The organism is Microbacterium terrisoli, from assembly GCF_030866805.1.
GTDB classification, from domain to species: domain Bacteria; phylum Actinomycetota; class Actinomycetes; order Actinomycetales; family Microbacteriaceae; genus Microbacterium; species Microbacterium terrisoli.
Genome location: NZ_CP133019.1, coordinates 832,976 through 845,823 on the forward strand (window position 1 = coordinate 832,976; position 12,848 = coordinate 845,823).

Sequence of the window (12,848 nt, forward strand, 5' to 3'; positions counted from 1 at the left end):
CTAGACTCGAAGGGCCATGACCGATGCTTCCACGCCCATCATCGTCGGCGGCGATACCGGCCCGCGCGCAGGTTCCGGCGCCGGCACGAGCCGCCCCGACGCCGATCTGCTCGAGGGATTGAACCCACAGCAGCGCGAGGCCGTGGTCTACCGCGGGCGGGCGCTGCTGATCGTGGCCGGCGCAGGTTCCGGCAAGACGCGCGTGCTCACCCACCGCATCGCGTCGCTGCTGCGCAACAAGGAGGCATGGCCCAGCCAGATCCTGGCCATCACATTCACGAACAAGGCCGCCGGCGAGATGCGCGATCGCGTGCAGCAGCTGATCGGGCAGCACGCGCAGGGCATGTGGATCTCGACCTTCCACTCCGCCTGCGTGCGCATCCTGCGACGCGAGGCCGAGCAGTTCGGGTTCACGAAGTCGTTCACGATCTATGACTCGGGCGACTCGCGCGCGCTGATCAAGCGCCTGGTCAAAGAGCACGAGGCAGATGCCTTCGGCCTGACGCCCGGGTCGGTGCAGAGCCGCATCTCGAAGCTGAAGAACGAGCTGGCCGATGCCGAATCGTTCGCACGCGACGCGAACATGTCCGACCCCGCCGAGCACAAATTCGCCGAGGTGTTCAGCGACTACCAGCGCGCGCTGCGCAAGGCCAACGCCTTCGACTTCGATGACCTCATCGGCCAGACCGTGTACCTGTTCCGCGCGTTCCCGCACATCGCCGACGTCTACCGCCGGCGGTTCCGACACATCCTCGTCGACGAATACCAGGACACGAACCACGCGCAGTACGCGCTCATCCACGAGCTCACCAAACCGGTGGTCGGTCGGGCCGCCGAGCCGTACGCCGCCGGCGGAATGATGATCTTCGAGCCCGAACAGGCGCCCGAGCTCGAGCCGGCGTCGCTGACCGTCGTCGGCGACTCCGATCAGTCGATCTACGCGTTCCGCGGTGCCGACATTCGCAACATCACCGAGTTCGAACGCGACTATCCGGGCGCCAAGGTCGTTCTGCTCGAGCAGAACTACCGCTCGACGCAGAACATCCTCAGCGCGGCCAATGCCGTGATCAGCCACAACTTCGACCGCAAAGACAAGCGGCTGTGGACCGATGTCGGCGCCGGCGAGAAGATCGTCGGCTATACGGGGTATTCGCAGCACGACGAGGCACAGTTCGTCGCCGATGAGATCGAGGTTCTGCGCGGGCAGGGCAAGGGGTACGGCGAGATGGCGGTGTTCTACCGCACCAACTCGCAGTCGCGTGCGCTGGAAGAGATCTTCATCCGCGCGGCCATCCCCTACAAGATCATGGGCGGCACGCGGTTCTACGAGCGGGCCGAGATCAAAGACGCCCTGGCCTATCTGACGGCGGTCGCCAATCCGGCCGACGAGATGGCCCTGCGCCGCATCATCAACAAGCCCAAGCGCGGCATCGGCGACGTGACGGTGGAGACCATCGCCCGCTACGCCGGCTCCGAGCAGATCCTGTTCCGGGATGCTCTGGCCAATGCCTCGGCGATCGGGCTCGGACCGAAGCTGCAGACCGCCGTGGCGCGCCTGGACGCGGTGCTGGCCGAGGCATCCGAGATCATGCTGCCCTCGTCGGGTGAGGTCGCCCCGCCGACGGCAGTGGGCGAGGGCCTGTCGCTGCTGATGGAGAAGAGCGGCTACCGTGACGCGCTGCGCATGAGCCGTGACCCGCAGGACGAGGCGCGGCTGGAGAACCTCGACGAGTTCGTCGCCGTCGCACGTGAGTTCGCCCGCAACAACCCCGAGGGCACGCTGCTGGACTTTCTCACCGAGGTGGCGCTGGTCTCCGACTCCGATGGCCTCGATGACGCATCGGGCACGGTCTCGCTGATGACGCTGCACACGGCGAAGGGTCTCGAGTACGACGCCGTGTTCCTCACCGGTGTGGAGGAAGACCTGATCCCGCACCGCATCTCGGCGGGTGAACCGGGGGGACCGGCCGAAGAGCGACGCCTGTTCTATGTGGGCGTGACCCGTGCGCGCCAGCGACTGTATCTGACGCTGGCGATGACGCGCGCGCAGTTCGGCGAAGTGTCGGTGGCCATGCCCAGCCGCTTCCTGCAAGAGGTTCCGCCCGAACTGATCGACTGGCGGCAGTCGCCCGGTGATGTGAACTCGCGCGGCGGCACGCAGTCGCGGGCGCTGAACGCCAGGCGACCCTGGGGGCAGCGCCGCGGCGACGACATCCCGGCTCTGAAGCCGAAGTCGACGTCGATGGAGAAGTTCGCGAACCGCATTCCCGCACGTGTGCGCGACAACGGCGATATGCAGCTGGCGTCAGGCGACCGCATCCGGCACGAGGACTTCGGCGAGGGCATCGTGGATGCCGTCACCGGCGAGGGCGCGAAACGCGTCGCGCACGTGCGGTTCGATGCGGCAGGGGCGAAGAAACTTCTCATAAAGATCGCACCGATCGAGAAACTCTAGAAGAACGTGGGTCGAGGGTTCTTCCCCCACCCGCACAGGGCGAAGACGGATCGGGCGACGGCGCCCGCCGGGTTAGGGTTGGACAATGGCGCTTTTCTCACGTGGCTCGAAGACGACCGGCACCGAGGCCTCTCCTGCGGCCCCAGAGGCGGCGGACGAGACGTCCACCGACCCGTCGGCGCAGCCCGCTGAGAACGCGACGCCCGACGATGCCGCCGTGACGCCCGGCGAGGCCGCGGGCGCGTCGAGCGGCGTCGCAGACGATGCCGATGGCCAGGATGCCGCAGCCGCCGAATCCGTGCCGCAGGTCGGGATCTCGACGTCGTCGTACGGCGGTTTCGGAGCGAGCGCTCCGGCCGACGCGGCCGCTCCGGCCGTGTCGCCTGCGGTTCTGACCGGGGAGGCCCCGCCGCCCAGCGAGAGCATCCCCGGCTTGCCGGACAACGTCGTGCTGCGCGCGGCGCTTGCTGCGCTGGGGGAGAACCCCGAAGGTCACGAGATCCTCAACGTCGCCCGCCAGCTGCTGCAGGGCAACGCGTACCTGCGGGTCAAGGGCAACGCGCAAGAGCTCGTCGGCGCGGGTGCCGAGCTGCCGTTGGCGATCGCCACGCGCGATGACGGCCAGTACGTGATGGTCTACAGCTCTGGCGAGGCGCTGGCCGCGGCGGTGAACGCCGACGGCGACACGGCGACTTCGGCGATGGGGCAGGCATCCCCCGCCATCCTGCAATACGTGCTGCAAGGGCAGTTCGCCGGCATCATGGTCGATCACGCGTCGGCTCCGGCCTCGGTCGTGCTGCCGCGCGCGCTCATCGAGCGGATGTTCGCCGAGATGGACACGACGCTCACCCTCAAGCGGCTGGTGACGACCAGCCCCCGCACGCCCGAGACGACCGCCGAGGTGGCGCAGGCGCTGGCCTCGGTGCCGCTGTGGATCGCCGTCAACCGTGCGTCGGAGGACGACGACTGGGGCGTGGCCGAGTCGCACACCGAGCAGGGTGAGCGCATTCTTCCGGTGTTCTCACACCCTCTCGAAGTCGTCGCCCTCGGTCGTGGCGACCGCCCGACGCCGTTCGCGCCGGCCCAGCTGGGCGCCGCGCTGCGCGGTGACGAGGGTCTGAGCGGCGTCGTCGTCGACCCGGCTGGTCCGTGGATGCGGCTGGATCGCGCCGACCTCGGCCCCGTGATGGCGTTGCCCGAGCCCGACGCCGAGCAGCAGATCGCCGACGAGGGTGACGAAGCCGCAGACCCGGCGGACGCTGCAGACGGCGGCGAGTCTGAGGCATCCCGAACCGACGACGGCGACGCCGCGCGCGCCTGACCGGTCCGCTGCACCGACCGCGCCGGAGGTGACTCTGTCGCACGTCGGTGGTGCGCGTTAGCCTGGGCCGCATGGCCTCAGAGCGCATCATCCTGACCGTGCCCGGCCCCGACGGCGATCGCGAGGTCGGGGTCTCGAGCCCGAGCCGTGTGATCTGGCCCGAGGTCGGCATCACCAAACGCGAGCTGGCCGAATACTTCCTCGCCGTCGCCGAGCCGTTCCTGGCCGCCAACGGCAACCGGCCGGTGTCGCTGCAGCGCTTTCCCGACGGCATCGACGGCGAGAGCTTCTTCTCGAAGAATCCGCCGAAGGGCGCACCGCCCTACGTCGAGTCCGTCTCCGTGACCTACAACAGCGGGCGGCGGCATCCACAGCTCGTCATCACCGAGATCGCGACGGCCGTGTGGGCCGCACAGATGAACACCGTCGTGTTCCACCCGTGGGCATCGCTGGCCGGCGACACCGACAACCCCGTCGAATTGCGCATCGACCTCGACCCCCAGCCGGGCACCGACTTCGCCGATGCGGTGGCGGTGGCGCCCGCACTGCGCGACGTGCTGGCCGAGGCGGGGCTGGATGCCTGGGTGAAGACGAGCGGCAGTCGTGGACTGCATGTGTTCTGCCCGATCGTGCCGGCCTCCGAGTTCCTCGACGTGCGGCACGCGGTGATCGCCGCCGCGCGAGAGCTTGCCCGGCGCATGCCCGACCGGGTCACCGTCGACTGGTGGAAGGAACAGCGCGGGGCGCGCATCTTCGTCGACTTCAACCAGGCCAACCGTGACCGCACCATGGCCGGCGCCTACAGCCCGCGCGCACTGCCCGGGGCGACGGTGTCGACGCCGATCACGTGGGACGAGCTGGCCACGGTCGATCCCGCCGCGTTCACGGTGCGCACGACGGCACAGCGGCTGGCCGAGCGGGGCGACCCGTGGCACGACTTCGCCGCCGCACCCGGCCGCATCGACACGCTGCTGCAGTGGTGGGAGCGCGACGTCGCCGACGGGCTCGGCGAGCTGCCGTTCCCGCCCGAGTTCCCCAAGATGCCGGGTGAGCCGCCACGCGTGCAGCCCAGCCGTGCGAAGAAGACCGACGACGCCGAATGAGGGAGGAACGGTGACAGGAAAGGCAGGATTCCTCGACCGCACGATCGCGGCACTGCTGCGCACGCAGTGGCTGGTGCGCGCGCCGATCGCGTTGTACCGCTCAGGATGGGGGTGGATCTTCGGCAGACGCCTCGTGATGATCGAGCACCTCGGGCGCACATCGCACGAGCCGCGCTTCGTCGTGGTCGAGGTCGCCGAGCGCGGTCGCAACCGCCTCGTCGTCGCGTCCGGGTTCGGCACGAAGGCGCAGTGGTACCGCAACCTGCAGGCCAACGGGGTGGCGTACCTCAGCACGGGGCGGGCCCGGCGGGTCCCGGCGCACGTGCGCCTGCTCGACAGAGACGAGTCGGCCGCGGGGCTGGAGCGGTATGCGGCGGAGCATCCCGCGGGGTGGAAGCGGCTGAAAGGCGCGATGGATTACGCCGCCGGCGGCGACGCGTACATCCCGCTCGTCGAGTTCACGCCCGGTCAGGTCAGCACTTCGTCGACGTCGAAGGATGAGACCACCTCGAGCTGATCGAACGTGCACGAGCGCGGCTCGCGGTCGGGGCGCCACCGCTCGAACTGAACGGTGTGACGGAACCTCATGCCCTCCAGCTGGTCGTACCGCACCTCGAGCACCCGCTCAGGCCGCAGGCGCACGAACGACACGTCCTTGTTCCCGCTGAACCGGGACTTGTCGGTGGCTGCGGTGACCGCATTGCCCTCGGCATCCCGCTGGACCAGCGGCGCGAACTCGTCGACCAGTTCGCGCCGGCGTGCATCGCTGAACGCCGACACCGCACCGACGTTCAGCAGTGCGCCGTCATCGGTGTACAGGCCGAGAAGCAGAGAGCCCACGCCTGTTCCGGACTTGTGGATGCGATAGCCGAGTGCGACGACGTCGGCGGTGCGCGCGTGCTTGATCTTGAACATCGTGCGCTTGTTCGGCGCGTACGGCTGTGCCAGCGGCTTGGCGACGACCCCGTCGAGCCCTGCGCCCTCGAACTCGTCGAGCCAGCGGCGGGCGAGGTCGGCGTCGCGGGTGGTGCGGGTGAGGTGGAGGGGATGCCGCAGGCCTGTGAACAGCTCTTCGAGCTGGGTGCGGCGCACCTCGAACGGTTCACTCTGCAGATCCCTGTCGCCGCGCACGAGCAGATCGTAGGCGATGAACATCGCGGGGGTCTCGACGGCGAGCTTGGCGACACGGGAGGCCGCCGGGTGGATGCGCTGACTCAGCGCCTCCCAGTCCAGGTGCCGCCGCCCCGGTTCGCCGGTCGGCACGGCGATCTCGCCGTCGAGCAGGCACGGCTCGGGCAGCTGCTCGGCGAGGGTCGCCACGAGCTCGGGAAAGTAGCGGGTGAGCGGCTTGGCGCCGCGGCTGCCGATCTCGGCGGTCTGGCCGTCCCAGGAGATCAGGCCCCGGAAGCCATCCCATTTGGGTTCGTAGCTGAGCCCACCGGGGACGCTGTCGGCTGCCGGCACAGCCGGGACGGCTTTCGCGAGCATCGGCGCGGGGATCTTGTGCGGCATGGGTCCATCCTGCCCGTCGTCGGCCGTGCGCGACAGTGGCACCGTCGCGGTGCGGCCCGCGGCGCGGTTCGAGTCGGCACTTGTGACTGTTCAGTGCGGCCGAGATGGCCAGAAGTGCCGACTGAGACGGCGCAACGGCTGGGCGCGGCCGCGCGTCGGCGCACGGCGTCGGGACGAGGCATCCCTCACCTGTGGACAACTCCGACGGCGGTCTGCGCTGTTGTGCCACGGTGGCGTCATGACGGACGAGATGCCTCCCGGACTGGGCGCCGCGTTCGGCGTTGTCGATGCGCGGCGCAAGGGGGTGTCGGCTGCGCGGCTGCGGCGGCGCGACCTCGAGCGACCATTTCGCGGAGCGCGTTCGATCGTCGGAGCCGCACTGATCGCCGATGCCGCCGAAGACGGCAAGCGGGCGTATTCGCGCAGTGCCGAGGCACGACGCGTGCTGGAACGCGCCGCACAGTACGCTCCGGTGATGCAGCCGGGGGCGTTCTACTCCGGAATCACCGCGGCTGTGGCGTGGGGTGCGCCGCTCCCGCGTGGCCTGCTCGCGTTCGACGCTGCGACCGCGGCGGGGCGCGTCGTGTTCGACCCTGAGATCCTCGATGTCAGCGTGTTGTGGCCGCACCGGGCGGGTGACGTCCCCTGGGGTGGTGGAGATTCCGATGGGTTGGTCTGCGTCGTAGACGTGGGTGAGCCATCGTGCGATGGTCAGTGAGTACCGATCAAAGTCACTCACAGAAAGACACAAAGCACGATGGCTCTAGACCAGTCTGCCCTCCTCGAGCTCCTCGGGGAACTGAAACTCACCGATGTCACTGACCGGATCCGTGTCGCGACCGAAACGCTCTATCAGGAGCTGATCGATGCGGAAGCGGCCGCGTTCATCGGCGCGGCCCCGTATGAGCGATCCGCTGGCCGGGTGACTCAGCGCAACGGATCCCGCCCGAAGACCGTGTCCACGACGGCTGGGGATCTGGAACTGCGGATCCCGAAACTCCGGCAGGGGTCGTTCTTCCCGTCGCTGCTGGAGCGCCGGCGAAGGGTCGATCAAGCACTGTTCGCGGTGGTGATGGAGGCGTACGTCCACGGCGTCTCAACGAGGAAGGTCGATGATCTGGTGAAGGCGCTGGGTGCGGATACCGGGATCAGCAAGTCCGAGGTGTCGCGGATCTGCGCGAACCTGGACGAGGACGTCGCCGCGTTTCGGGACCGGCCCCTGGCGGACACGACCTACCCGTATGTGTTCCTCGACGCGACCTACTGCAAAGCAAGGGTCGGACGGCGGGTGGTGTCCCAGGCGGTGGTCGTCGCGATCGGCGTCGCCGCGGACGGACGCCGCGAGATCCTCGGGTTCGAGGTCGGGGAGACCGAATCGCAACCGTTCTGGACCACGTTCCTCCGATCGTTGAAAGCACGCGGTCTGGATGGTGTGAAGCTGGTCATCTCCGACGCTCACACGGGTCTGATCTCGGCGATCGAGACCGTGTTCGCCGGGTCCGCGTGGCAGCGGTGCCGGGTCCATTTCATGCGCAACGTACTCTCGAACGTTCCCAAAGCGTCGGGGCCGATGGTCGCGTCGATCATCCGCACGATCTTCGCCCAGCCCGACACCGAGCACGTGTTCACGCAGTTCCACGAAGTCGTCCGGATGCTCACCCGCTCCCACCCGAAGATCGCGGACATGCTCGAGAACGCGAAGGATGACATCCTCGCGTTCTGCGGGTTCCCGCAACAGCACTGGCGGCAGATCTGGTCCACGAACCCCCTGGAACGGCTCAACAAGGAGATCAAACGTCGCACCGACGTCGTCGGCACATTCCCCAACCCCGCCGCCCTGCTGCGCCTCGCTGGGCACGTCCTGATCGAGCAGCACGACGAATGGGACGGCGCCGACCGCCGCTACTTCTCCGAGCACTCCATGAAGCTGTTGTTCGCCGAAGCCGAGGAGGTGGCCATCCCCGAACTCAACGCGGCATAATCACAGAAGCTGATCCCGCACGGTGTCGAGAAACTCCACCAACCAGTGGGACGTCACCCACCGGGCGCCTCGCGTCGCCGGGGTGCGGGCGCACGCGGTCAGGCCCGCAATGGCGGCTCAGCAGCAGCATCCGGTGCACGGGTTTCGCGTGGCGACCCCGGCATCCACGTGGGCGATGACCGGCGCGATGCGGCTGCATGTGTACGATTTGGTCGCGATCGCCGACGCGTTCGCGCACATCCGGCGCCCGCCGCATTCGCGGCCGTGGCAGAAGGTGGCTCCGCCGCTGACCACGATCGCAGATCTCGTGACGGCAGTGGATGCCGGGCGCCGGGCGGGAATCGCCGACCTGCGCGCTGCGCTTCCGCTCGTGCGAACGGGTGCAGCGTCGCGGCCCGAGACGTGGACGCGCCTCACCCTGATCGACGCGGGGCTGCCCGAGCCGGTGCTCGACCATGACGTCTTCGACGCGGTCGGCCGTTTCGTCGCCCGGGTGGACATGGCGTATCCGCGTCTGAGGATTGCGATCGAGTACGAGGGCACGCACCACAACACCGACGCACAGTGGGAGGACGACATCGATCGCTATGCGCGGCTCGAAGCGGTCGGCTGGCGGGTCGTGCGGGTCAGCAAGTCTGCGGTGTTCGGCGACCCCGGCGTGCTGATCGCGCGCGTTCGCGCCGCCCTGGCCGAACGCTCGCGATGATCCAGCCTGCAGCCGGTGCGCGCCCCGTCTTCAGTCGGCACTTGTGACCGGTGTGGAGCTGTCGCGCGGTAACAAGTGCCGACTCGACATTCGGCGCTGCGGCCGGGGCGGAGCGAGTTCAGTCGGCGTTTGTGACCGGTTTGGGTGCGGTCGGCGGTAACGAGTGACGACCGAAGTTCGAGTGCGGGGCGTCGAGTGCGGGGCGTCGACGGCGGGGCGGAGCGTCTCCCGGCAGTCAGCGCTCCAGATCGTGCTGCAGGCGACGGGCCACCTCGGCGGCCGGCATCCGGCGAGGGAAGACGGCGACGAGCATGTCGTCGGGGGCGGGTTCGGCATCCTCTTCGAGCACACCGAACCGACGCATCGCGTCGTTCAGCGCGTCGCGCAGCACCGAGGTCGGCACGCGCTTGGACCCGCGGATCAGCCTGCGCAGCACATGGTTGTGGATCGCGGTGACGGTCGCGGCGAAGCTGACGGCATCGACCGGATCCAGTCCGGGCAGCGCTCCGCGCAGATACTCGTCGAACAGCCGCTCGTACCGGAAGACCGTCACGATCTCGCGTTCGCGCAGCGCCGGCACCTGGCGCACCACCGTGTAGCGGCGGCGGGCGAGCTGGGGGTCCGAGGCGAAGTGCCGGTACACCTTCAGTGAGGCGTCGCGCACCGCCGTCCACGGGTTGTCGTGGGGTGCGGACAGATCGTCGCGCAGCATCGCCAGCAGCACTTCGTGGTCGGCGAAGATCACGTCGTCCTTGCCGCCGAACTGACGAAAGAACGTCGAGCGCGACATCCCCGCCGCCTGCGCGATCTGCTCCACGCTCGTGGACTCGAACCCCTGCTGCGCGAACAGGTCGAGTGCCGCGGACATGACCGCGGCGTGCGGACGTGCAGCGCTCGATGACGTGGGCATGGTACGAGATTAGTCGCGGGATGCCGCAGCCCACGGCATCCCGCGGTGCACATGCCGTCGGGTCAGGGACTCACAGACGCGGGTAGTAGGCTGGGGGATTGGTCGATTTATCTCGACATCGAGACGTTTTCGCCTCGTCATCCCGCATTCGTCCCAACGAAGGATCGCACGTGGATCTCTACGAGTATCAGGCACGAGACCTGTTCGAACAGTATGAGGTGCCGGTGCTCCCCGGCATCATCGCCGACACCCCAGAAGAAGTGAAGGCCGCGGCCGAGAAGCTCGGCGGCGTGGTCGTCGTCAAGGCCCAAGTCAAGACCGGCGGCCGAGGCAAGGCCGGCGGCGTCAAGGTCGCCAAGAACCCCGACGAGGCGTACGAAGCCGCCAAGACGATCCTGGGCCTGGACATCAAGGGCCACGTCGTCAAGCGCGTCATGGTCGCCGGTGGCGCGCGCATCGCCCGCGAGTTCTACTTCTCGGTGCTGCTGGATCGCGCCAACCGCACCTACCTGTCGCTGTCCAGCGTCGAGGGCGGCATGGAGATCGAGCAGCTCGCGGTCGAGAAGCCCGAGGCCCTGGCCCGTGTCGAGGTCGACCCGCTGACCGGAATCGACTCGGCCAAGGCGCTCGAGATCGCCAAGGCGGCGAAGTTCGACGACGAGTTGGCGCCCAAGGTCGCCGAGGTGTTCGTCAAGCTGTTCAACGTCTACAAGGGCGAGGACGCGACGCTGGTCGAGGTGAACCCGCTCGTGCAGACCGAAGAGGGCGACATCATCGCGCTCGACGGCAAGGTGTCGCTCGATGACAACGCGGCGTTCCGCCACCCGAACCACGAGGCGCTCGAAGACGCGTCGGCCGCCGACCCGCTGGAGGCCAAGGCCAAGCAGCACGACCTGAACTACGTCAAGCTCGACGGGCAGGTCGGCATCATCGGCAACGGCGCGGGCCTGGTCATGTCCACCCTCGACGTCGTCGCGTACGCGGGAGAGAAGCACGGCGGCGTGAAGCCGGCGAACTTCCTCGACATCGGCGGCGGCGCTTCGGCCACCGTGATGGCCGCGGGGCTGGATGTCATCCTCGGTGACGAGCAGGTCAAGAGCGTGTTCGTCAACGTGTTCGGCGGCATCACGTCGTGCGTGGCCGTCGCGCAGGGCATTCTCACGGCGCTGGAGATCCTCGGCGACGCCGCCACCAAGCCACTGGTCGTGCGGCTGGACGGCAACCAGGTCGAAGAGGGCCGTGCGATCCTCGCCGCTGCCCACCACCCGCTGGTGACCTCGGCCGCCGGTATGGACGAGGGCGCCGACAAGGCCGCCGAGCTGGCCAACGCCTGAGCCTGCGACGAGATTAAGGACAAGAGAATGTCGATCTACCTCAACAAGGATTCCAAGGTCATCGTCCAGGGCATCACCGGCGGCGAGGGCACCAAGCACACCGCCCTGATGCTGAAGGCCGGTACCAACGTCGTCGGCGGCGTGAACGCCCGCAAGGCGGGCACCACGGTCTCGCACACCGACAAGGACGGCAACGCCGTCGAGCTGCCCGTGTTCGCCACCGTCGCCGAAGCCATCGAGAAGACGGGGGCCGACGTGTCGATCGCGTTCGTGCCGCCGGCTTTCACGAAGGATGCGATGATCGAGGCCATCGACACCGAGATTCCGCTTCTCGTGGTCATCACCGAGGGTGTGCCGGTCGGCGACACCGCCGAGGCGTGGGCCTACGCGAAGAGCAAGGGCGAGAAGACCCGCATCATCGGCCCGAACTGCCCCGGTGTGATCACGCCCGGCGAGGCGCTGGTGGGCATCACGCCCGCCAACATCACCGGCAAGGGCCCGATCGGTCTGGTGTCGAAATCGGGCACCCTGACGTACCAGATGATGTTCGAGCTGCGCGACCTGGGCTTCTCCACTGCCATCGGCATCGGCGGCGACCCGGTGATCGGCACGACGCACATCGACGCGCTGGCCGCGTTCGAGGCCGACCCCGACACCCAGGCGATCGTCATGATCGGCGAGATCGGCGGCGACGCCGAAGAGCGTGCGGCCGAGTACATCAAGGCGCACGTGACCAAGCCCGTCGTCGGCTATGTGGCCGGGTTCACCGCGCCCGAGGGCAAGACGATGGGCCACGCCGGCGCGATCGTGTCGGGTTCGGCGGGTACCGCGCAGGCCAAGAAGGAGGCCCTCGAGGCCGCCGGCGTGAAGGTCGGCAAGACTCCGAGCGAGACCGCCGCTCTCATGCGCGAGATCATCACCGCGCTGTAGGCAGGGCGTTTCGAGAGGCGGATGCCTCGACCCGCACATCGTGCGGCCGTCGAGGCATCCGCCTCTTGTCGTGGTCTGGCCGCGGTCGCGGCGCCTCCACGCTGCGGCGGCGGTAGCGTGAGGTCATGGGATTGACCGGAGAATACCTGCCGAGCACGGCGGAGTGGGCGCGCACGCAGGCCGAGACGTTCGAGGCGACTGCGGGCGCCGAGGCGAACACGATGAAGGGCAGGCCGATCATCGTGCTGACCACCGTGGGCGCATCCACCGGAGCGCTGCGCAAGACGGCGCTGATGCGCGTGGAACACGATGGGCACTATGCGGTCGTCGCATCGAAGGGCGGCGCGCCGAAAGAGCCAAAATGGGGTAGCAACGTGCGCAAGAATCCGCACGTCGAGCTGCAGGACGGCGCCGTGAAGAAGGATTATCTCGCGCACGAGGCATCCGGCACGGAGCGTGACCAGTGGTGGGAACGCGCCGTCGAGGCGTGGCCCCCGTATGCGGACTATGCGACCAAGACCGACCGTCTGATCGCGGTGTTCGTGCTCGACCCGATCGAGGACTGACGCCCAGCGGCGCATCCGTCTGCCGGGGCG

The 12,848-nt window shown here is 68.4% G+C and carries 12 protein-coding genes; 10 read left to right on the top strand and 2 right to left on the bottom strand.

Going from position 1 to position 12,848, the window contains the following annotated elements; all coding sequences use genetic code 11:
- Window positions 1–16: 16 nt before the first annotated feature.
- The 4 genes from QU603_RS03480 (at window position 17) to QU603_RS03495 (ending at window position 5,396) form a co-directional block, all read left to right on the top strand.
- Window positions 17–2,455 carry an ATP-dependent helicase gene (locus QU603_RS03480; RefSeq protein WP_308493097.1) on the top strand — a complete coding sequence of 813 codons (2,439 nt, stop codon included), beginning with the start codon at window positions 17–19 and terminating at the stop codon, window positions 2,453–2,455.
- Between the two features lie 85 nt (window positions 2,456–2,540).
- The gene (locus QU603_RS03485; protein ID WP_308493098.1) at window positions 2,541–3,776 is read left to right on the top strand and encodes an SseB family protein; all 1,236 of its coding nucleotides are present in this window, start codon (window positions 2,541–2,543) and stop codon (window positions 3,774–3,776) included.
- A gap of 71 nt (window positions 3,777–3,847) precedes the next feature.
- Window positions 3,848–4,879: a non-homologous end-joining DNA ligase gene (gene ligD, locus QU603_RS03490; protein WP_308493099.1), complete on the top strand. Its 1,032-nt coding sequence runs from the start codon at window positions 3,848–3,850 to the stop codon at window positions 4,877–4,879.
- A 10-nt stretch (window positions 4,880–4,889) separates the two neighbouring features.
- The gene (locus QU603_RS03495) at window positions 4,890–5,396 is read left to right on the top strand and encodes a nitroreductase family deazaflavin-dependent oxidoreductase (RefSeq protein WP_308493100.1); all 507 of its coding nucleotides are present in this window, start codon (window positions 4,890–4,892) and stop codon (window positions 5,394–5,396) included.
- On the opposite strand, the gene QU603_RS03500 is transcribed toward QU603_RS03495, so the two are convergent.
- Window positions 5,348–6,391, bottom strand: a complete 1,044-nt coding sequence (locus tag QU603_RS03500) for an ATP-dependent DNA ligase (RefSeq protein WP_308493101.1) — start codon at window positions 6,389–6,391, stop codon at window positions 5,348–5,350. The two genes, QU603_RS03495 and QU603_RS03500, sit on opposite strands and share 49 nt — an antisense overlap.
- Window positions 6,392–6,629: 238 nt before the next feature.
- Between QU603_RS03500 and QU603_RS03505 the strand changes: the two genes are divergently transcribed.
- Genes QU603_RS03505 through QU603_RS03515 form a run of 3 tightly spaced genes read left to right on the top strand, consistent with a single transcriptional unit; the run spans window position 6,630 to window position 9,078 of the window.
- Window positions 6,630–7,109 carry a hypothetical protein gene (locus QU603_RS03505; protein ID WP_308493102.1) on the top strand — a complete coding sequence of 160 codons (480 nt, stop codon included), beginning with the start codon at window positions 6,630–6,632 and terminating at the stop codon, window positions 7,107–7,109.
- A 39-nt stretch (window positions 7,110–7,148) separates the two neighbouring features.
- Window positions 7,149–8,372, top strand: coding sequence for an IS256 family transposase (locus tag QU603_RS03510; RefSeq protein WP_308492704.1), 1,224 nt, complete (start codon window positions 7,149–7,151; stop codon window positions 8,370–8,372).
- 22 nt (window positions 8,373–8,394) lie between these two features.
- Window positions 8,395–9,078 (top strand): endonuclease domain-containing protein, encoded by a 684-nt coding sequence (locus QU603_RS03515; RefSeq protein WP_308493103.1) that lies wholly within the window; start codon window positions 8,395–8,397, stop codon window positions 9,076–9,078.
- A gap of 235 nt (window positions 9,079–9,313) precedes the next feature.
- Here the strand turns inward: QU603_RS03515 and QU603_RS03520 are convergent, their stop codons facing one another.
- A complete protein-coding gene (locus QU603_RS03520; protein ID WP_308493104.1) occupies window positions 9,314–9,988 on the bottom strand; it encodes a TetR/AcrR family transcriptional regulator in 675 nt (224 codons plus the stop codon).
- Between the two features lie 170 nt (window positions 9,989–10,158).
- Between QU603_RS03520 and sucC the strand changes: the two genes are divergently transcribed.
- From sucC to QU603_RS03535, 3 genes are all read left to right on the top strand, one after another.
- Window positions 10,159–11,322, top strand: a complete 1,164-nt coding sequence (sucC, locus tag QU603_RS03525; RefSeq protein WP_308493105.1) for an ADP-forming succinate--CoA ligase subunit beta — start codon at window positions 10,159–10,161, stop codon at window positions 11,320–11,322.
- A 27-nt stretch (window positions 11,323–11,349) separates the two neighbouring features.
- The gene (gene sucD, locus QU603_RS03530; protein ID WP_308493106.1) at window positions 11,350–12,252 is read left to right on the top strand and encodes a succinate--CoA ligase subunit alpha; all 903 of its coding nucleotides are present in this window, start codon (window positions 11,350–11,352) and stop codon (window positions 12,250–12,252) included.
- A 125-nt stretch (window positions 12,253–12,377) separates the two neighbouring features.
- The gene (locus QU603_RS03535) at window positions 12,378–12,818 is read left to right on the top strand and encodes a nitroreductase family deazaflavin-dependent oxidoreductase (RefSeq protein WP_308493108.1); all 441 of its coding nucleotides are present in this window, start codon (window positions 12,378–12,380) and stop codon (window positions 12,816–12,818) included.
- Window positions 12,819–12,848: the final 30 nt, after the last annotated feature.